Below are 18431 nucleotides of genomic sequence, written 5' to 3'. Positions count from 1 at the left end.
TGAGGACCTATCCCGCCTTGAGAGTTCTGTTCTGGGCGTGCAGTTCGAAACGCTCGGCGCCCTCCAGCAAGACCATGCGGCTGGCATATTGCGACTGCTGGAGTTGCTGGCGGATGGCCATCTCGTGCCCGGGCTTGAGATGGGTGATGGCGATCCGCGGGTCGTGACGCAATGCATCCAGATCGTCCGAGAGCCGATGTGGGGTGTAGTGCTTGGACAGATCGGCCAGGCTGTCCATCTCGTCGGGCAACCCGGACTCGATCATCAGCAAGTCCAGATAGGGCAGCGCATTCAGGGCATCCCAAAGGGCCTCCGACGACGTGGTGTCGCCGGTAAACGCAAAGCCCATGCCGTCGTGATGAATCACACCGTAACCCACGGTGGGAACGGTATGCAGGGCCGGCAGTGCGCGAACCTCGCGCGACCCGATGGTGACCTGTTCTTCCGACCCGATTGGGCGGAACTCCAGGATGGGCTGCGCGGGTGTTGGGAGACAGGTGAAATCGGGCCAGATCACCCAGTTGAACACGTGCTCGCGCAGGGCCTTCAGGGTGGCCGGCAGCGCGTGGATCTGGATCGGCGGCGAGTCTGGTGAATACACCATGTCTGCGAGCATCGGCAGAAAACCGATGTGGTCCAGATGCGAGTGGGTCAGAAATACGTGACGAATCTTCTGCAATTCGCTCAGAGTCAGGTCGCCGACCCCACTGCCGGCATCGATCAGGATATCTTCGTCGATCAGGATCGATGTCGTGCGGCGGTTGGGACCAATCCCGCCGCTAGCGCCCAGTATGCGGACAGACAGACTCATGTGGGGTCAAGCTGCAATTGGGAGAGGAAAGCGTTTCGACAGACCATGCGGCTCGGGCGCCTCTGTGAGGAACCGGCGGATACGACGGATTTCCGACGTACTTCTAACATACGTTAAGACTAGAGCAAGTCTAAGCAGGTTTGACGTGACGTGCATCATGAAAATGCCACCTGCGCGTCATGCCTCGACTGAAAAAGGTGCTCGGTTTCGCGTTTTCACCAGGACGGTGGGTCGCTGCGACCGCCCTGTGCCCTAGATGTCGGGTTGATGGGGGATCCTGCCCCGCAACGAGAAACCGCCAGAGCGGGAGTTCGGTATGGTCAGCGGGCTTCCCGCGTCCGCGCGGACTTGCTAGAATGCGCGCTTTGATTGGGGCGGTAGCTCAGCTGGGAGAGCGTCGCGTTCGCAATGCGAAGGTCGGGAGTTCGATCCTCCTCCGCTCCACCACATTCCCAAAGAAAAGGCCTGCAGATGCAGGCCTTTTCTCGTTTGTGACTTGGCGCAGGTGCGCTACCAACTCTTGTAGGGCAGGACCTTTCCGTTCCAGGTGATCTTGACGCGGTCGCCCTTCGGGTCCTCAACCTTGTCGATGTCCATGGTGAAGTCGATCGCGCTCATGATGCCGTCGCCGAATTTCTCGTGGATCAGCGCCTTCATCGTGTCGCCATAGACGTTGATCGCCTCAGATCATCGGGTCTGTCGGGAGGGTCTTGTTTCAGTGCTTGTGCGGGAACGCCTGCAGCGCCTGGGCGACCTCGGGCCCGAAGCCCGAGGAAGCCGCTCAGCTTCTCGGCCTTGGTATCCGTGTGAATGCACAACTGGCCACCTCCGATGCGGCGATCTGTGCCCTTGTCGATGGCTGTGAGTTTGGCGGCCGGTTGCGCCCCAAGCGGAGTCGTTGCGCGACCAGGCGGCAGTGCTGGCTCGAACCCTCAGTGGCGATGTGACGAAGTACCTGCCCGGGCCCGGTACGGTCTAGGTGAAGACCGCGAGCCTGCCGCTGAATGTGTGTCCGCCAGGCGATGCGGCTCGGGGCGAATGGGTCGAGACTGAATTCATCCCCTCCGGCAGTCAGCTCGAATTTCTTGCGATGGTGCACTGGCCTGGTTCGCGGTATCGGGGTCTCTGGCGGGGCGCGCGGCGAGCCTTGAGGAACGGCTCGGGCAATCCGTGGATGCCGAGCGCCCGCACATGGCCAGGGAGTCGGGCAGATGGCCACGGGGGGCAAGCCCCCGGCCCGCGTGGAAGAACCGAGTGCTGTACGGGGTGTTCGTTATACTGGGGCGCTAATGCATTTACGCGATGGTTGGTCCATCGTCGGCAGGAGAAAGCGCCTTGGCCAGTTTCACGATCACCTTGCATGCCCGCGCCGCGGACGATCCCGAAATTCAGCGCGTGTCCGTGACCGCGGGCGGGGAGGAAGAGTTGCCGGAATACGGTCAGGTCTGGGTGTGGGACATCCTCTATGCCCAGCAGCTGTTCGCCCTCGGCGAGACGCAGCCAGCGCAGGAGCTGAAGGAGACCCTGGAACTGTGGGCAGTGAACATGTCCAGCAAGGTGTTCCAGCCGCATGGCCATATCCTGGCAAAGGGCTACCTGGATCTCTCGGAAGACCTGAAGCTGATCAATGGTGACGAGGAACGCCCGGCCGCGGCCGACGGCGATCGCGAGATCGTCGTGACCGTGACCGGCCAGGCCGGCCAGCTGCCGGATGTCGCGGTCAGCCCGGAGGCGCTGGAGGCCGAGGAGCGCAAGAACCTCGTACTGGGCCTCGGGCAGTTCTTCAATTTCGACAACCCGATGTTCGCGCGCGAGCTGCCGATTCATGTGCTGGCGATGCGCAAGTTCCACGCCGACATGCACGAACCGCACACCCGCGAGGCCCTGGACGAGGCACCGTTCTACGCCATCCAGAAGGCGATGGAGTACTTCCAGGCGGCCAACCAGGGCACGGTGCAATAGGCGCGACTGCACGTCAGGACGCAGGCTGTTAGGGTCGGGGCATGCGTACCGTTTATACCGCAGCTGACCCGGTGATGGCCGGGTTTATCGAGAATCTCCTGCAGGAAGCCGGCATCCCCGCCTATGTGGCTCAGGCCGGGCTCTATGGTGCCGCCGGCGAGATCCCGCCGAACGAGTGCTGGGGGCGGGTGATGGTGGTGCACGAGGCCCAGGCCCAGGAGGCCCGCGAGCTGATCGTGGAATACCTCGAAGGCGAGCCGGAGCACGACGGGAAGGAATGGAAGTGCTCGCGTTGTGGCGAGCGGATCGAGCCGCAGTTCACCCAGTGCTGGAACTGCGGGCGCGAGCGGCGCTGATTCTCCACCACTTGCGCGGCGCTGGCCGCGCCTTTCTAGCGAATCCCGTTACCCGAGCCGTACTGGGCCCGTACCCGCTGGATGTAGGTCTGTGTTTCCGGGAAGGGGGGTACACCGCCATGACGCTCCACCGCCCCGGGCCCGGCATTGTAGGCGGCCAGGGCCAGATCCAGATCCCCGTCGAAGCGTTGCAGCATCTCGGCCAGGTAGCGGGTGCCGCCATGGATGTTCTGGGCCGGGTCGAAGCGGTCGGTCACGCCCAGATCCGCTGCGGTGGCCGGCATCAGCTGCATCAGGCCGTGCGCGCCCACCCGCGAGACAGCCTCGGGATCGAAACAGGACTCGACGTGAATCACCGACTGCACCAGGGCCGGGTCCACACCGTTGTGGCCCGCGGCGTCGCGGATCAGGTCGGCGAACTCGCCTCCGCCACTCGCCAGCGCCTGGCGGGCCCGCTCGCCGCAGCGTGCCTGGGCCGTCGGGCGGCCGTAGGTGGCGATCAGGTTCATGTTGGCATTCTGTTGGCGCTGATTGGTAACCAGGCGCTGTCCGTCGGGGCCCTCGAATACGAAGATCTCGCTGGGCGACCAGCTACTACGCGGGGATGGGCCGCTAGGGCTGGCGGCGGTGCCGGGACGCTGGGGCGAGGGTACGGTCTCGTACTCGATGCCCTCGGGGCGCTGATCCGTAATCACACGGGCACCCGTGGCGTCGTAATAGGTGTACAGCTCGGCCTGGGCGGGCGGCGCGAGGAAACCAGCGGCCAGCAGTAATGCCGGCAGCGTGCCCGCGAAACGCTTACCATGTGCACGATTGCGCAACCGAATCCCCCCTTGCCGTCCACGCCCGCATGAACGCTCCCCAGACGACCGATCCCATTATGGCGCCGGAAACCGCGCAACTGGAAGGGCTGCTGCGCGATCGCCTGGCAGGAACCGCGCTGACCTTTTCCTATGTGGAGGTGCTGGAACGGCTGGATTCGACCAATGCGCGTCTGCTTGCGTCCGAGTCAACTCAGAGCGGCCCGAGGGTGTGCCTGGCGCGGGTGCAGATGGCCGGGCGCGGACGCCGCGGCCGGGCATGGGTGGCCTCGCCGGATGCCAGCCTTGCGCTGTCATTATCCTGGCCGATTGTGTCTGACCAGCCTGTCCCTTCGGCTTACCCGGTCGGGGTGGGCCTCGGTGTTATTCGGGGGCTGGAGGCACTGGGGTTCGCCGGCATCGGGCTCAAATGGCCGAACGATGTGGTGGTGGGCGATGCGAAGCTGGGCGGTATTCTCGTCGAACAGCGACTCCCCCGGTCGGACCGACTCGGATGCCTGGTGGTGGGTATTGGACTCAATCGGCGGGGTTCCGGAGCACTTGGCCTCGATCGAGAGGTGACCGATCTGGAAGCCCTGTCAGATGGGCAAGCGCCGGACTGGCTGGCGCTGGCGGCCGAGGTGGCCACCTGGCAGATGCGCCTGCATTCGGTGCTGATGGCGCAGGGGCTGGTGGCGCTGGGGGACGATCTTGATCGGCTCGATGTGCTGGCCGGACGTTCGATCCAGGTTCCGGATACGGGCCTGTCGGGCGTTGCACGGGGCGTTTGCCTGGATTCGGGGCGCCTGCGCGTCGAGGACGAAACGGGCGTTCTGCATCATCTCGACGCGGGGGAAGTATCCATCAGGAGGTCCGGCCATGCCTGACCGTGCGGTGGTCGACATTGGCAGTACCCGAATCAAGTGGCAGCGCCGCGATGGGGTGGGCCATGTGCTGGAAGAGGGCGCGAGCCTCGCGATCGCGGATTGTGAGCAGGCGCTGAATAACACCTGTGTGGCGATCTGGGCCGCCCGGGTCGGCAGCCCGGAGCGCCAGGCGGCGCTGGAGGCCGCGATGGGATCGGTACCCATCCACTGGGTGGGTACGCAGGGCGATGGGCGCTTTGGCGTGCGCAGTGACTATGCCAAGGGTCAGCTGGGGGTGGACCGTTTCTGTGCACTGGTGGCGGCGCGGGCGGAAGGTGCGGGACCCTGCGTGCTCGTGGATGCGGGAACGGCGATTACGGTCGACCTGCTGGATGCCGAGGGTTGGCATCGGGGCGGGTACTTGCTGCCGGGACGACAGCTGGGTTGGGAATCGCTGCAAGCCCGGCTGGCCGATCGTGTGGCCCCGCGTGATCCGGGTGCCTGGCCCGTGACCTTCGACTCGACGCCCGGGCTTGGCAGCGAACAGGGCCTGGAACGAGGCCTGACGCTCGGTTTGTCCGGCGCCGTCGACCGCCTGATCGTCGAGGCCCGCACGCACCTGGGCAGCGATACCGCCTGCTGGATCCACGGCGGGGATGCGTCCTGGCTTGCCGGACAACTCACCGAGTTTTTTACACTGCGCGAGAACCTCGTACTTGAGGGCCTGTGGCAGATCGCGCGTATCGAGGAGGGCTCGTGATGCGCTGGCTTGTCGCGCTGCTGCTGTTGGCGAATCTGGCACTTTTTGGCTGGAGTTGGCAGCAAGGGCACTGGAACGGGGATCCTTACGCCGACGTACCCTTGCCGGAGCGAGGGACACAGATGATCGAGGAGGCCGATGTCCGCGTGCGCCCCCTGGACGGGGGCGATTGAGTCAGTTACCCAGTCCCGGGATGCCGGCGCGCAGGGCCTGGAAGCCGATGGCGACATCGTCGGGATCGGCGCCGGGCTCGATGTGCAGGCGGGCGCGGACCTTCTCCGGGTCGACGTGGGATTCTTCCACCGCTTCTTCCGGCAGGAGGTGCAGCCACCAGGCCAAGGCGGCCTGGCTACGGGTCTCGGACCACGGCTCCAGCTCGGTACCGATCCGTTCGGCATGCGCATCCAGTTCTTCGTCAAAGAACGGCTCCAAGCGGTCCAGGGTGGCTACCGGGTCGGGCAGGTCGGGCTTCTCGCCCTCCAGCGCCTCGATCGCCCGGGCCAGCTCCAGACGGGCGATCTCCGGCCAGATCTGGGAGGGCAGGTAGCCCTCCATCGCCGGGCGGCCGTCGGCGGTAATGCCGTGCAGGAAACCGGCCTCGGTACCCATATAGCGCTCGAGGGCCTGCATGGCCTCGCGTGCCCATTCCAGGGTGTCCTCGTCCTCCATGACCCGCGCCATGTTGGCCAGGGCGGCGATCGCCTGGCCCGAGGTGTCCGCATAGGTGTTGCGGTCCACGCGCGGGGGGTCGGTCTCGAGCCGTTCTTCCGGTTCGAGCTGGTAGTAGTCGCGATCCGCGTACTGGCTGTTGCCGAAGCGGGCTTGATTGTCGTCCCACAGCTGCTCGCGCAGGTAGTCGCGGATCCCGCGAGCGAATTCGGCATGATGCTCCTTGCCGAAGCGCTCGTAGGCATCGGCATACAGCCAGAGGAACGCGGCGTTCTGATCCAGGCGCTTGGAAGTCTCAAGTGCCAGAACCGGATCACGCTGGTCCCAGTCGTGGAAGAAGAAGAACCCGCCTTCCACGCCGTCGTAGAGGTCTGCGGCGACCTGATCAAGCATGGCGGGCATGCGCTCTTCCCAGTCCTCCTCGTCGAGCAGGAAGCGGTAAGTCCAGGGCTGCGGGCGCTTGCTCAGTGTCCCGAAGGCCGCGCTGCCGCTCAGCCGATGGGCAGATCCGTCGTAGACCTCGTCGAGCATCTCGCGGAAGCTGTCGAGGTCGTTGATGTCTGCGTCGTCCGGGGTGATTTCGCGGCCGGTGACCGAGAACATGTCCCGCCGAGCCTCCAGGATGCCCTGAAGGTCGCGCGGATTCACATGCCCGGTAAAGCGGGTCAGCATCTCGTCCTCGTGGTTGACGATCACCACGAAGGGCAGGCCTCGGCCCCCGTAGCGACGGAACAGATCGGCGCGTTCGTCGAGGTCGACCAGAACCGGGATATAGTGCCGGTCAATGGTGTCGACGACATCGGGATTCTCCAGTGACTCGTCCTGGAAGTCGCGGCACCAGGTGCACCATTGCCCGTGGAAATAGAAGAAGATCGGGCGCTCGCGCTCCTTCGACTCCTCGAACAACGCGCTGTCCCAGGACTGCCAGTCGATCTGCGAGCCTTCCGGGTAATCGTCCACTTCATAGCCGTTGTCGGGACCGTTATCCGGCGCCTCGGCAGGGCCAGCCGCCCCTTGTGCACCCACGGGAGCCGCAAGGGCCAGTAACGTGAGTCCCATGATGGGGGCGGCCCAGCCGCGGAACGCGGTGGTCGCCCGGAAGCTTGTTGGGGAAAGGTTGCGGTCGTCCATGGCGCTTCCAGTGCGTTTGGGCTGCTTACTACGGTAGACCACAACTGTCGTTTGGCGTTCCTCGGGTCGGCATTGGGCTCGGTGGTAGCATGGTCGCGGTCAGGAAAGGGGGGAGATGGAATGCTTCGTCTGGGTGGCAGCAAATGCCGTGCGAGGGCGGCCTGAGATGGCAAGGGTGACGCTTTTGCTGCCCGGGCTTTTCCGGCGCGCCGAGGTGGCCTTGCCGAAGAACGGCGAGGACCCTCCAGGCATCCGGAAGCTGGCCCGCTGGCTCGGACGGGCGAGCCCGCTGGTACCCGGCGCTGCCGACCCCGGAGATGCGTGGGAAACACAACTCGCAAAGCGACTGGGGTTTGTGCAGCCGGATTCCGGGCCTCGTCTCTGGCTGGCAAGGCCTGTGCGTCTGACCCCGGGCATGAAAGATCTGGTGGCGGACCCGGTCGACGAGGTCCACCAGGAGGAACGCGAGGCATTGTGGGAGGCCGCCCGTCCGGAGCTGGATGCAGTGGGCGCCACGTTGCGGCTGTCCTCGGGGGGGCTGTGGATCCTGGAAATGGAGGGCGAAGGGATGGGCGCCGGGATCGCCCCCTCACAAGGCTTGGGGCGCTCCATGAGCCCCGGATCGATGGAAGGCGACATCGCGCGACGCTTGCAGATCCTCGGCAATGCCCTGCAGATGGCATGGTTCCAGCACCCGGTCAATCAGGCACGCGAGCAGTACGGGCGTGACCCTGTGCATGGGCTGTGGCTGTGGTCGCCTGGGCGACCCGAGGGGGGTACACCGGTGCGCGCAGTCTGTGGTGGTGGTCCCATCGCGCATTTTCTGGCGGACTGGACCGCGCTTGACTGGTCCCCGGATCCAGCGTCCGCCGCAGGGATGGCGCGTGATACGGTCGTGGTGCTGGATGCCCTGGGCAGCGCGCGCGATCTCGAACAGCATGCGGAGCTCATGCAGTCGCTGGCCGATGACGTTGTACAGCCATTGATGCCCCTGTTGCGCAGAGGAAGTCTGGAAGCGCTGGAGTTTCACGATCCGCTGGCGCGCTCCGAGCCGCCAAGGGTGCTGACACGCCGCAACAGCTTCGCTTTCTGGCGCCGTTCGCGCGCCCTGTAACGGGCCGTTTCCCGTTGCCCCGGACACGACAGATGGGTGCTCAGGGGTGCTATACTGCGCGGCGTTTCCGCCCACCCGGACACCGGATACGGACGCATCATGGAACTCAACCCGCTGTATTCCCAGATCGACGATTTGCAAGGCCGCTTGGAAGGCCTGAGGGGGTACCTTTGACTACCCGGTCAAGGAAGAACGCCTAGAAGAGGTCCAGCGCGAGCTGGAAAACCCGGACATCTGGAACGACCCGGATCGTGCGCAGGCGCTGGGCAAGGAACGCGCCCAGCTCGAGAACATCGTCGTCAACATCCGCGAGATTGGCACGCAGCTGGACGACAGCCGCGACCTGCTGGAAATGGCCGAGGCCGATGACGATGCCGAGACGGCATCCGCGGTGGAGGCCGACGTCGCCGCCCTGACCGCAAGGGTCGAGGCGCTGGAGTTCCGGCGCATGTTCTCCGGCGAGATGGACGAGGCCAACGCCTATCTCGACATCCAGGCCGGTTCCGGCGGGACCGAGGCCCAGGACTGGGCCAACATCCTGCTGCGCATGTACCTGCGCTGGGCCGAGGCCCACGGCTTCAAGAGCGAGATCATCGAACTGTCCGAGGGCGAGGTCGCCGGCATCAAGAGCGCGACCGTGCGCATCGAGGGCGAATACGCCTTTGGCTGGTTGCGCACCGAGACCGGTGTGCACCGCCTGGTGCGCAAGTCGCCGTTCGACTCGGGCAACCGCCGGCATACCTCGTTCGCCTCGGTGTTCGCCTCGCCGGAGGTGGACGACAGCTTCGAGATCGAGATCAACCCGGCCGATCTGCGCGTGGACACCTACCGCGCCTCCGGGGCGGGCGGGCAGCACGTCAACCGCACCGAGTCCGCGATCCGCATTACCCACGAGCCCTCCGGCATCGTGGTGGCTTGCCAGAACGACCGTTCGCAGCACAAGAACCGCGATACGGCGATGAAGCAGCTGAAGGCCAAGCTCTACGAGATGGAGATCCAGAAGCGCAATGCCGAGAAGCAGGCGGCCGAGGACGCCAAGTCCGACATCGGCTGGGGCAGCCAGATCCGCTCCTACGTGCTCGACCAGTCGCGGATCAAGGATCTACGCACCGGCGTGGAGGTTGGCAATACCCAGGCCGTGCTCGACGGCGACCTGGACCAGTTCATTGAAGCTAGCCTTAAGAGTGGGCTGTAACGCTTTCTTTTACCGGGATTCCCGATGACCGAGATTACCGACGAGAACAAGCTGATTGCCCAGCGTCGCGCCAAGCTGAACGAGCTGCGCGAGGCCGGCCCGGCCTTCCCCAACGACTTCCGCCGTGATGCCCTGGCGGCCGATCTGCACGCCGCGCATGACGACACCGAAGGCGAGCCGCTGGCGGTTCAGGGGATCCGCGTGACTGTGGCCGGGCGCATGATCGGCAAGCGCGTAATGGGCAAGGCGAGCTTTGTCCGCCTGCGCGACCAGTCCGGGGACATCCAGCTGTTCGCCCAGCGCGACAGCCTGCCGGAGGGCGTCTACGCGGCCTTCAAGCACTGGGACCTGGGCGATATCGTCGGCGGGCAGGGCACGCTGTTCAAGACCAAGACCGGCGAGCTGACGGTGCAGCTGGACGAGCTGCGTCTGCTGACCAAGAGCCTGCGCCCGCTGCCGGAGAAGTTCCACGGCCTGACCGATCAGGAACAGCGCTACCGTCAGCGCTACGTGGACCTGATCACCAGCCCGGACAGCCGCGAACTGTTCCGCACCCGCACCCGGATCGTGCGTTACATCCGCGAATACTTCGAGCGCGAGGACTTCATCGAGGTGGAGACCCCGATGATGCAGGTGATCCCGGGCGGCGCCACCGCGCGGCCGTTCACCACCCACCACAATGCGCTGGACATGCCGCTGTACCTGCGCATCGCGCCGGAGCTGTATCTGAAGCGCCTGGTCGTCGGCGGCTTCGAGAAGGTCTTCGAGATCAACCGCAATTTCCGCAACGAGGGGCTGTCCACCCGGCACAACCCCGAGTTCACCATGCTCGAGTTCTACGAGGCGTTCGTGGACCACCACGCGCTGATGGACCGCACCGAGACCCTGCTGCGCGGGCTGTGCGAGGACGTGCTGGGCACAACCACCATCGAGTACCAGGGCGAGACCTACGACTTCGGCCAGCCGTTCACCCGCATGACCGTGCGCGAGGCGATCCTCGAGCACAACCCGGAGATCAGTAGCGAGGACCTGGCGGACATCGACAAGGTACGCGCCCACTGCGAGCGCCTGGAGATCCCGATCAAGGCGAGCTTTGGCCTTGGCAAGCTGTGGACCGAGATCTTCGAGTACACCGCCGAAAACAAACTGCGCCACCCGACGTTCATCACCGCCTATCCGACCGAGGTCTCGCCGCTGGCGCGGCGCAACGACGACGACCCGTTCGTAACCGACCGCTTCGAGCTGTTCGTCGGCGGGCGCGAGATTGCCAACGGGTTCTCCGAGCTCAACGACCCCGAGGACCAGGCCGAGCGCTTCCAGGCCCAGGTCGCGGAGAAGAACGCCGGCGATGACGAGGCGATGCACTACGACGCGGACTACATCCGCGCGCTGGAATACGGCCTGCCGCCCACGGCCGGCGAGGGCATCGGCATCGACCGCCTGGTGATGCTGCTGACCAACAGCCCGTCCATCCGCGATGTGCTGCTGTTTCCCCATCTGCGGCCTGAAGCCTGAAGCGGCTCCGGTTCAGCTTCCGTCGGCGCGCCGGGTGGTACGATCGCGGGAACACCCTGTAAACCATGCCGGTCGCATGGCTGTGGTTTCATGGAAAGAACGGGAGGCTGTGATGCTGAAATACGGGTCTGTCTGGCGTAGTTTCATGGGTGCCGCGGTTGCCACGGCGTTGCTGGCCGGTGGTGCGCAGGCTGGCGAGACGGTCGAGTCCGGCATCAGTACCGAATACGAACAGTTCGACCTGGTGCGGGTCGCGGGCGATCTGGACCATCCGTGGTCGGTGGCGTTCCTGCCCGGTGGTGGCTACCTGGTCACCGAGCGCACCGGTGCGCTGAAGCATATCCGCAGGAACGGCGACGTACGCACGATCGAGGGTGTGCCGGATGTGGTGGCCCGTGATCAGGGCGGACTGCTGGACGTGTCGCTTCACCCGGATTTCAAGGACAATGGCTGGGTCTACCTCACCTACTCCAGCGGCGATGAGGATCAGTCCCATACCGCATTGGGACGCGGCCTGCTGGAAGGTGGCGAACTGCACGAGTTCGAGAAGCTCTTCGAGCAGGATCGCGGTGGCGGCAACCACGGTCATTTTGGCTCGAGGCTGGCCTGGCTCTCCGATGGCACGCTGCTGATGACGATCGGCGACCGGCGTCAGGAAGAACGCGTCCAGGATCTCTCCACTCATACGGGCAAGCTGCTGCGTCTGACCGAAGACGGCGAGGCCCCGGCGGACAACCCGTTCGCCGACCGTGATGACGCCCAGCCGCACATCTACGCCTACGGCCTGCGCAACTCTCAGGGGCTTGTAGTCGATCCCGCCGATGACACCATCTGGTTGACGGACCATGGCCCGCGTGGCGGCGACGAGCTAAACCGCGTTGAGGCGGGTGGCAACTACGGCTGGCCGGATGTCAGTCAGGGGCGCGAGTATCCCACTGAGCGTCAGTTCGGCCAGGCCCGCCGGTCTGACGACACCATCCCGCCGGTTTATGAATTCCTGCCCACGCTGGCGCCCTCCGGGTTGGCGATGGTTACCAGCAATCGTTTCGAGGCCTGGCAGGGCAATCTGCTCGCCGGTGGGCTGCGTGCAGAGCGCATCCTGCGAATCGTGATCGAGGACGACGAGGTCGTGCATATGGAGGAACTGCTGCACGGCAAGATCGGGCGTATCCGCGATGTGCGCGAGGGCCCGAACGGGCATATCTATGTGCTGACGGACGAATCCGACGGCGGGCTTTACCGGATGGAGGCCCGATAGAGAGATCGACCGGGTCCGTGATGCTCGGTGGGTAGAAGGCCCTTCCTTGCGGGAAGGGCCTTATTCTCTGGGCTGGTTACAAGAGCTCGTCCGAGATTGCGTCGATGCCCGCATTGGCGCATTCGTGGTCGATGTCTCCACTGGGTCCGCCGGAGACGCCGATGCCGCCGACGATCCGCCCGTTATCGGTGATCACCACGCCACCGCCGAGGATGCTCACGTTGGGCAGATGCTGGATGCCGTAGCTGGTCTCGTCCGGCATCGTCGATTCCCGCAGCTCCAGGGTATCGGTGCGGAAGCTGACCGCTGTCCATGCCTTGGAGACGGCGGTATCGACCGTATGGGCCCCGGCGAAGCGGTCGCGCTTGACGGCCTGGGTGACACCGAACCGATCCACTACGGCGACGGCGACCTGCGTGTCCTTGTCGCGGCAGGCTTCCATCGCGGCCTCGACCGCCTCCACTGCCAGCTCGGGGATGAGCGTCGGGATCGAAAAGGTGCCTTCGCTACTGTGTGCCGGATTGGCAGCAAAGGCTAGGGCACCGGCCAGAACCAACGGAGTGAGCTTGGTCATGCGCATGGGAACTACTCCTTCTCTGTGGTCTCGTCTTTTTTCTAGTCATTGATCGAGCATTCCGCAATGCGGAGGGCGAAGTGCGTGATTGGAAAAGGGTTCGGGATGGGTGACCTTTGCGAGCGGATCGGGCACGGTCGTGTCGTGAAAAAGATGAACCGCAGCGATTGGAGGAGGATGGGTGGAGCACCCTAGTCGAGCGCGGCTGGAAGGGGTCGATGTGGCCCGTGCGCTGGCCATGATTGGCATGCTGATGGTGCATGTGGGGCCTACGCGCCTCGATACCGTTGCGGGCCAGTGGTATGCGCTGCCTCATGGGCGCGCCTCGGTGTTGTTCATGCTGGTGGCCGGGGTTGGCATTTCGTTTCTGGCGGCGTCGCGGCGCGTCGCCGCCGAGGGGCTGTCCGGCCAGCTCCTCTGGCGTGCCCTGCTGTTGTTTCCGCTGGGTGTGGCGCTGCAGGCGATGCAGGACGAGCTGAACGTGATCCTGCAGACCTATGCCCTGTTCTTTGTGCTCTCCATTGGGCTGGTGCGGCTGCACACGACGGTACTCCTGATGATGGGGCTGTTCGCGCTGGTGTTGGGGCCGCCGCTGTATCTGTATGGACAGATGCTGGATCCCGATACCTTCCAGCGGGTTGGCATCGGGCCGGACAACCCGCCCGGCGTGATGTTGCACGCCTTGCTGTTCTCGGGGCCATACCCGCTGATCACCTGGATCGTGCCCTTCCTGGTGGGTCTGTGGCTTGGCCGCTGCGATCTGCGCAGCGATGTGCTGCGTATGCGGATGCTGTCGGTCGGGATCCTGGTCGCCGCGGCGGCCTGGGCCTTGCACGTGGGGCTCTTTGCCTGGTGGGGAGAGCCGGGTGGAGGTCTGCGCTGGGCCGATCTGGCCGACATGAAGGCGCACAGTCAGCGGCCATTATGGTTGTTGAATGCCACCGGGGTCGCCGTGGCCGTCCTCGCCGTGTGCCTGGTGTCGGCCGATCGCCTCGGCCGAGCGGTGTGGCCATTGGTCGCGACGGGGCAGCTCGCGTTGACCTTTTACGTGCTGCATCTGGTCATGATTGCTGTGTGGCGCGACCAACTGGTCTTCAAGCAGGAGGTCAGCCCCGCGTTGGTGGTAGCAGCGGTATTCACCGGGCTGTTCATGCTCTTTGCGGTCGGATGGCGCCGGGTGTTCCGCAAGGGGCCGCTGGAGAGCCTGCTGGTGGTCCCGTGGGCGTGGAGGGATCCAGCGAAGCGCTGATCAAGCGGACGCTCGGGCCTGCTGTGCAAGGCTGCGGGCGGCTTGGCGGAAAACCGGGCGCAGTGGCTTGTTAAGGAAGGTGCGGGCGCGGCTCGGTGCGATGCCCTGGTGATAGCAGAACAGGGCCAGCGCATAGACGAGATCGTCGCGGCCGAGCGAGGCCTGGCGCTCCGCGCTCGGCGCGCTACAGGATCCGCAGCCCCCGACCCGCACGTGGAAAGCCGTGTTGGCGAGCATCAGACCGAATCCCATCTGTGTGGCCAGCAGTTCGGCCACATGTCCTTCGTTGCCTGCCTGTGAAGGCGCAGGCTCAGCGGCGGTCGGGACCAGTCTTAGCGCGATCTCGCGGGCGAAGTGCCCGATCAGGGCCTCGTTCTCGCCGACCAGCCGGGGGTCGTAGGGGATCGGTACGGACTCGAGATGAGGCGCGTGGCCCCACGAGCCCATCGGTACCGGGTCGTCCAGGAGGTCGTCTGGCTGCGCGAGCCGAAACGGCCCGTCGGCAAAGCCGGCGTGGCTGCACACCGCGTCGAACACGATCTGCGCCATCCCGTGGCGGGTATCCGCCTGCCCGGGGAAATGCTCGCGAATCGGCAGAACCAGGTGGGCCTGGCCGAGCGGGCGCGCCCAGGCGGTCTGGCGTCGCGCCCACAGGGTCACGGCGCGGACCCACTGGCGGGCCTCGGTGTCGGGTTTGGGGGCGCGCTGGAACAGACGCGGGATCAGCGAGAGCATCGCGGGAGGCGGGTTTGGGTACTTCACCATTGTGCGCCAGGGCTGGGCGATTTTGCAGGCCCCGAAAGCAAAAAGGCCCGGGCATCATGCCCGGGCCTTCACTTATGGCTGCTTTAGGGAGACGCTGATTTAATCGCGCGTCCGCGCTCGAGTCGCTTTTGCGTGGGAACAAGGCGCGGTGACCGCCGTGCAGTCATTCTGCACAAAGGAGCCGCAACGCCGTTCCCGCGCAAAAGCGGCCGAGCCCCTGCTTTCAATGGCTTGTGGGGTTGGTGCCCCCTGTTCCCCGATCCTGCGTTGCGCCGCTTGCGGGTAGAACCACTACCCGCTACACGACGCGCCTTGTCTCGGAAAACAGGGGGCACCAACGCGGACGTGCGATTAAATCAGCGTCTCCCTAGTTGAAGGCTTCGCCGGGCTTGACGCCCATGGCCTTCAGGATCATCGCCAGCGGGCAGAAGCCGGTGAACGCGGACTGCAGCAGGTTAAAGCCGACGAACAGGGTCAGCAGCAGCCACCAGGGGCTGAACACCCAGGCCAGGATGGCACTGATAATGACGACGGCGCCGGCAAAGGCAAGAACAATGCGATCGATGCTCATGGGGTTCTCCCGGGTTATCTATTAGATAAAACTAATATGGTCCCATGCGCGCGGAAATACAAGGGCCCACCGATGGATGGACCCCGCGATCACGTCGAGTGTCAGTGGAAGATCTCGCCAGGTTTCATGCCCAGGCTCCGGAGGACCATGGCCAGTGGGCAGAACCCGGTGAAGGCCGACTGGATCAGATGGACGCCGATAAAGACGGTAAGCAACAGCCACCACCCACTAGCGGCCCAGGCCAGCAGGGCACTGATCAGTACAACAATTCCGGCAAACACCAGGAAAAAGCGATCAATAGTCATGGACGTTCCCTCCCTTGTGTCCGTCATCTACCCAGTAGATAGCACTGGCGCTGTTGAAGGGCAAGGGAGGGAGAGTACCCCGGGCGTTTCTAGCGTTCCTCGATCGCGATGTACTGGCGCGAGGGGTGCCCGGTGTAGAGCTGGCGTGGACGGCCAATGCGCGATTCCGGGTCCTGCATCATCTCGTTCCAGTGTGATATCCAGCCGACCGTACGGGCTAGCGCAAAGATCACGGTGAACATGTTCAGCGGGATGCCCATCGCTCGCAGGATAATGCCGGAGTAAAAATCCACGTTCGGATAGAGCTTGCGTTCGATGAAGTAGTCGTCCTCCATCGCGATACGCTCCAGTTCCATCGCGACGTCGAACAGCGGCTGGTTGTCGGCACCCATGTCGCCCATCTCGGCCAGCAGCTCGTGGCACATCTTGCGGATGATCTTCGCCCGCGGATCGTAGTTCTTGTACACGCGGTGGCCGAAGCCCATCAGGCGGAACGGGTCGTTCTTGTCCTTCGCCCGGGCGACGAAGTCCTGCACGCTCTTGTCGGAATTCACGATCTCCTCGAGCATGCGCACAACCTTTTCGTTCGCACCGCCGTGCAGCGGGCCCCACAGCGAGGCGATGCCGGCCGAGATCGCGGCAAACGGGTTCGCCTCGGAGGAACCCGACAGGCGCACGGTGGAGGTCGAGGCGTTCTGCTCGTGGTCGGCGTGCAGGATCAGGATCAGGTCCAGCGCGCGCACGAACACCGGGTTCGGCTGGTAGGGCTCGCTGGGCACGCCGAACATCATCGACAGGAAATTGGCCGTGTAGGACAGGTTGTTGTCCGGATACATGAACGGCTGGCCGTGGGCGTACTTGTACGACCAGGCGGCGATGGTCGGCATCTTGGAGATCAGCCGGTGCGCGGCGATGCGGCGGTGTTCCGGGTTATGCACGTCGACATTGTCGTGATAGAAGGCCGACAGCGCGCCCACCACGCCGACCATGATCGCCATCGGATGCGCATCGTGACGGAAGCCGTCGAAGAAGCGGCGCACCGCCTCGTGCAGCATCGAGTGTTCCTTGATGATGCGCGAGAAGTCGTGCAGGTCGTCCGAGGAGGGCAGTTCGCCGTTGAGCAGCAGGTAGCAGACCTCGAGATAGGTGCTCTCCTCCGCCAGCTGTTCGATCGGGTAACCCCGGTAGAGCAGGGTGCCTTCGTCCCCGTCGATGAAGGTCACATCCGAGCGGCAGCTGGCCGTGGACATGAATCCCGGGTCGTAGGTGAAGTAGCCGAGTTCCTTGTACAGCGCACGGATGTCGATGCAGTTGGGGCCGTGGGCACCTTCCTGGATCGGCAGCTCGATGCTCTTGCCGGTGGTGTTGTCGGTCAGCGTGACGGTCTTGCTCATGAAACGGCCTCGAAAATTCGCTGGGGCGCCCGAATGCGCGGGGTCGAAAAGGAGCATGGTAAACCATCGACACCCACCGGGCAGCGTCGTTCGGGCCGGTTTTCGGAATTCCGGACGGGGTTGACCCTGGGCTGTCAGTGGGGGGCGCGCTGGCTGTGTTTGTCCTCGTACATGGCCTTGTCGGCATAGGCCTGAGTGGTTTGCAGGTCGCCACGCATATCGCGCGAGCACGCGCCAAGTGCAGCGGAGACGCCGGCCTGATCGAGCGCGTCACGCAGGCGCCGGGCGAGATCCGGAATGTAGTCGATGGGGGTCTCAGGGAACAGGGCTGCGAACTCGTCGCCGCCCAGGCGGGCCACCGTGTCGACTTCCCGCACGGATTCGCGCAGGGTACGCCCGGCTGTGGCGATCAGTCGGTCGCCGGCCTCGTGCCCCTCGGTGTCATTGACGGCCTTGAGGCCGTTCAGGTCGATTATGACGACCCCGGCCGGGAGGCCATGGCGAGCGCAGCGGTCTTCCTCGGCCGCGAGCGCGAGCGTCCAGCCGCGACGGTTGTAGGCGCCTGTCAGGGTATCGGTATGCGCCTCGAGAAACAGGGCTTCGCGTTCGCGCTCGAGCGAGTCAATCTGGTGGCGCATCCGTATCAGTGCCTCAAGCGCTCCGACCGCTGCCTGGATCGGTGCGTCCTGCTCAGCGGACGAGATATCCATTTTGTCCGGGTGAATGGCACACAGTACGCCGTACAACTGGTGGTCGATGTCGCGCACCGGGTAGCCGATGTAGCTGCTGATCGGTGTCTCGTTGCCGGCCGCCGCGAGGGCTTCCAGTGCCTCGGCGTAGGCCGGTTCGCTTGCGGCATCCGGCGCGATCCGGGGCGCTCGGCCTTCCAGCATGCGGATACAGAACGAGTTGCTCCAGTCGAAGGCCGTGCCGGCCTTGATGCCGTAGCCGTGGTCGTTCGCCCGCACCACTATTTGTTCATTCCCTTCCACCCGGGTCAGCATCCAGGTGTCGAGCGGGGCGAGCTGGTGCAGCAGACGCAGGGTGTTATCCACGCCCTGATTGAACGGGTCCTCGCTGTCCTTGCTCTGATCCTGGGAACGCTTCATCGGTCTTCCACGGGCGACTGTGGCCCG

Annotated in this window: 19 protein-coding genes, 1 tRNA gene and 2 pseudogenes; 12 read left to right on the top strand and 10 right to left on the bottom strand. The window is 64.8% G+C overall.

All coding sequences use genetic code 11. From position 1 onward, the window contains the following. Positions 1–7: 7 nt before the first annotated feature. Positions 8–811, bottom strand: coding sequence for a 3',5'-cyclic-nucleotide phosphodiesterase (locus tag C935_RS0106170; RefSeq protein ID WP_018861648.1), 804 nt, complete (start codon positions 809–811; stop codon positions 8–10). 371 nt (positions 812–1182) lie between these two features. Between C935_RS0106170 and C935_RS0106165 the strand changes: the two genes are divergently transcribed. Further along, a tRNA-Ala gene (locus C935_RS0106165) sits at positions 1183–1258 on the top strand. A 63-nt stretch (positions 1259–1321) separates the two neighbouring features. Here the strand turns inward: C935_RS0106165 and C935_RS12750 are convergent. Next, positions 1322–1608 (bottom strand): annotated as a pseudogene (locus C935_RS12750) (cyanate hydratase); the annotation flags it as partial. On the opposite strand from C935_RS12750, the pseudogene C935_RS13470 reads away from it, so the two are divergent. The 3 genes and pseudogenes from C935_RS13470 to C935_RS0106150 form a co-directional block, all read left to right on the top strand. Continuing rightward, positions 1603–2008 (top strand): annotated as a pseudogene (locus C935_RS13470) (pyridine nucleotide-disulfide oxidoreductase); the annotation flags it as partial. The pseudogenes C935_RS12750 and C935_RS13470 sit on opposite strands and share 6 nt — an antisense overlap. Before the next feature lie 138 nt (positions 2009–2146). Further along, complete coding sequence (locus C935_RS0106155) at positions 2147–2773, top strand: hypothetical protein (RefSeq protein ID WP_018861646.1); 627 nt, start codon at positions 2147–2149, stop codon at positions 2771–2773. Positions 2774–2814: 41 nt separating this feature from the next. After that, complete coding sequence (locus C935_RS0106150) at positions 2815–3129, top strand: DUF2007 domain-containing protein (protein ID WP_018861645.1); 315 nt, start codon at positions 2815–2817, stop codon at positions 3127–3129. A 35-nt stretch (positions 3130–3164) separates the two neighbouring features. On the opposite strand, the gene C935_RS0106145 is transcribed toward C935_RS0106150, so the two are convergent. Then, positions 3165–3950 carry a lytic transglycosylase domain-containing protein gene (locus C935_RS0106145; RefSeq protein WP_018861644.1) on the bottom strand — a complete coding sequence of 262 codons (786 nt, stop codon included), beginning with the start codon at positions 3948–3950 and terminating at the stop codon, positions 3165–3167. 59 nt (positions 3951–4009) lie between these two features. Between C935_RS0106145 and C935_RS0106140 the strand changes: the two genes are divergently transcribed. Genes C935_RS0106140 through C935_RS13345 form a run of 3 tightly spaced genes read left to right on the top strand, consistent with a single transcriptional unit; the run spans position 4010 to position 5728 of the window. Beyond that, positions 4010–4816: a biotin--[acetyl-CoA-carboxylase] ligase gene (locus C935_RS0106140; RefSeq protein WP_018861643.1), complete on the top strand. Its 807-nt coding sequence runs from the start codon at positions 4010–4012 to the stop codon at positions 4814–4816. Then, entirely contained in the window at positions 4809–5555 is a 747-nt protein-coding gene (locus C935_RS0106135; RefSeq protein ID WP_018861642.1) for a type III pantothenate kinase, read from the top strand. Before C935_RS0106140 ends, C935_RS0106135 begins: the two co-directional genes overlap by 8 nt. Beyond that, positions 5555–5728 (top strand): hypothetical protein, encoded by a 174-nt coding sequence (locus C935_RS13345; protein ID WP_018861641.1) that lies wholly within the window; start codon positions 5555–5557, stop codon positions 5726–5728. The genes C935_RS0106135 and C935_RS13345 overlap by 1 nt, the downstream gene beginning before the upstream one ends. 1 nt (position 5729) lies before the next feature. Here the strand turns inward: C935_RS13345 and C935_RS0106125 are convergent, their stop codons facing one another. Then, a complete protein-coding gene (locus C935_RS0106125) occupies positions 5730–7355 on the bottom strand; it encodes a DUF255 domain-containing protein (RefSeq protein WP_018861640.1) in 1626 nt (541 codons plus the stop codon). A gap of 166 nt (positions 7356–7521) precedes the next feature. Here C935_RS0106125 and C935_RS0106120 point away from each other — a divergent pair, with 166 nt between their 5' ends. From C935_RS0106120 to C935_RS0106105, 4 genes are all read left to right on the top strand, one after another. Then, entirely contained in the window at positions 7522–8469 is a 948-nt protein-coding gene (locus tag C935_RS0106120; RefSeq protein WP_038040587.1) for a hypothetical protein, read from the top strand. Between the two features lie 99 nt (positions 8470–8568). Continuing rightward, a protein-coding gene (gene prfB, locus C935_RS0106115; RefSeq protein ID WP_155984204.1) for a peptide chain release factor 2 occupies positions 8569–9664 on the top strand; the annotation gives its coding sequence in 2 pieces (ribosomal slippage) (positions 8569–8640 and positions 8642–9664; 1095 coding nt in all). Positions 9665–9688: 24 nt separating this feature from the next. Beyond that, positions 9689–11179 (top strand): lysine--tRNA ligase, encoded by a 1491-nt coding sequence (gene lysS, locus C935_RS0106110; RefSeq protein WP_018861637.1) that lies wholly within the window; start codon positions 9689–9691, stop codon positions 11177–11179. Between the two features lie 112 nt (positions 11180–11291). After that, the gene (locus C935_RS0106105; protein WP_018861636.1) at positions 11292–12437 is read left to right on the top strand and encodes a PQQ-dependent sugar dehydrogenase; all 1146 of its coding nucleotides are present in this window, start codon (positions 11292–11294) and stop codon (positions 12435–12437) included. A 76-nt stretch (positions 12438–12513) separates the two neighbouring features. On the opposite strand, the gene C935_RS0106100 is transcribed toward C935_RS0106105, so the two are convergent. Further along, on the bottom strand, positions 12514–13017 hold the full coding sequence (locus tag C935_RS0106100; protein ID WP_018861635.1) for a heme-binding protein: 504 nt from the start codon (positions 13015–13017) through the stop codon (positions 12514–12516). A gap of 199 nt (positions 13018–13216) precedes the next feature. On the opposite strand from C935_RS0106100, the gene C935_RS0106095 reads away from it, so the two are divergent. Beyond that, positions 13217–14260: an acyltransferase family protein gene (locus tag C935_RS0106095; RefSeq protein ID WP_026278683.1), complete on the top strand. Its 1044-nt coding sequence runs from the start codon at positions 13217–13219 to the stop codon at positions 14258–14260. Here C935_RS0106095 and C935_RS0106090 read toward each other — a convergent pair whose 3' ends face one another. From C935_RS0106090 to C935_RS0106070, 5 genes are all read right to left on the bottom strand, one after another. Next, positions 14261–14995 (bottom strand): hypothetical protein, encoded by a 735-nt coding sequence (locus tag C935_RS0106090; protein ID WP_018861633.1) that lies wholly within the window; start codon positions 14993–14995, stop codon positions 14261–14263. A gap of 397 nt (positions 14996–15392) precedes the next feature. Continuing rightward, positions 15393–15596 (bottom strand): DUF2892 domain-containing protein, encoded by a 204-nt coding sequence (locus C935_RS0106085; RefSeq protein WP_018861632.1) that lies wholly within the window; start codon positions 15594–15596, stop codon positions 15393–15395. A 101-nt stretch (positions 15597–15697) separates the two neighbouring features. Continuing rightward, complete coding sequence (locus C935_RS0106080) at positions 15698–15901, bottom strand: DUF2892 domain-containing protein (protein WP_018861631.1); 204 nt, start codon at positions 15899–15901, stop codon at positions 15698–15700. A gap of 89 nt (positions 15902–15990) precedes the next feature. Continuing rightward, the gene (locus C935_RS0106075; RefSeq protein ID WP_018861630.1) at positions 15991–17295 is read right to left on the bottom strand and encodes a citrate synthase; all 1305 of its coding nucleotides are present in this window, start codon (positions 17293–17295) and stop codon (positions 15991–15993) included. Positions 17296–17429: 134 nt separating this feature from the next. After that, entirely contained in the window at positions 17430–18404 is a 975-nt protein-coding gene (locus C935_RS0106070) for a sensor domain-containing diguanylate cyclase (protein WP_018861629.1), read from the bottom strand. Positions 18405–18431 lie beyond the last annotated feature (27 nt).

The sequence above is a fragment of the Thioalkalivibrio sp. ALJ3 genome (genome assembly GCF_000377205.1).
Lineage (GTDB): Bacteria > Pseudomonadota > Gammaproteobacteria > Ectothiorhodospirales > Ectothiorhodospiraceae > Thioalkalivibrio.
Note: the sequence above shows the minus strand (reverse complement) of the source record. Positions and strands in the feature narration are given on the sequence as shown.

Bases quoted from the DNA above. Each gene is read 5' to 3' on its own strand.
- C935_RS0106170 (WP_018861648.1), bottom strand. From the start codon at position 811: ATGAGTCTGTCTGTCCGCATACTGGGCGCTAGCGGCGGGATTGGTCCC.
- C935_RS0106150 (WP_018861645.1), top strand. From the start codon at position 2,815: ATGCGTACCGTTTATACCGCAGCTGACCCGGTGATGGCCGGGTTTATC.
- C935_RS0106140 (WP_018861643.1), top strand. From the start codon at position 4,010: ATGGCGCCGGAAACCGCGCAACTGGAAGGGCTGCTGCGCGATCGCCTG.
- C935_RS0106135 (WP_018861642.1), top strand. From the start codon at position 4,809: ATGCCTGACCGTGCGGTGGTCGACATTGGCAGTACCCGAATCAAGTGG.
- C935_RS13345 (WP_018861641.1), top strand. From the start codon at position 5,555: ATGCGCTGGCTTGTCGCGCTGCTGCTGTTGGCGAATCTGGCACTTTTT.
- C935_RS0106125 (WP_018861640.1), bottom strand. From the start codon at position 7,355: ATGGACGACCGCAACCTTTCCCCAACAAGCTTCCGGGCGACCACCGCG.
- C935_RS0106120 (WP_038040587.1), top strand. From the start codon at position 7,522: ATGGCAAGGGTGACGCTTTTGCTGCCCGGGCTTTTCCGGCGCGCCGAG.
- lysS (WP_018861637.1), top strand. From the start codon at position 9,689: ATGACCGAGATTACCGACGAGAACAAGCTGATTGCCCAGCGTCGCGCC.
- C935_RS0106105 (WP_018861636.1), top strand. From the start codon at position 11,292: ATGCTGAAATACGGGTCTGTCTGGCGTAGTTTCATGGGTGCCGCGGTT.
- C935_RS0106100 (WP_018861635.1), bottom strand. From the start codon at position 13,017: ATGCGCATGACCAAGCTCACTCCGTTGGTTCTGGCCGGTGCCCTAGCC.
- C935_RS0106090 (WP_018861633.1), bottom strand. From the start codon at position 14,995: ATGCTCTCGCTGATCCCGCGTCTGTTCCAGCGCGCCCCCAAACCCGAC.
- C935_RS0106085 (WP_018861632.1), bottom strand. From the start codon at position 15,596: ATGAGCATCGATCGCATTGTTCTTGCCTTTGCCGGCGCCGTCGTCATT.
- C935_RS0106080 (WP_018861631.1), bottom strand. From the start codon at position 15,901: ATGACTATTGATCGCTTTTTCCTGGTGTTTGCCGGAATTGTTGTACTG.
- C935_RS0106075 (WP_018861630.1), bottom strand. From the start codon at position 17,295: ATGAGCAAGACCGTCACGCTGACCGACAACACCACCGGCAAGAGCATC.
- C935_RS0106070 (WP_018861629.1), bottom strand. From the start codon at position 18,404: ATGAAGCGTTCCCAGGATCAGAGCAAGGACAGCGAGGACCCGTTCAAT.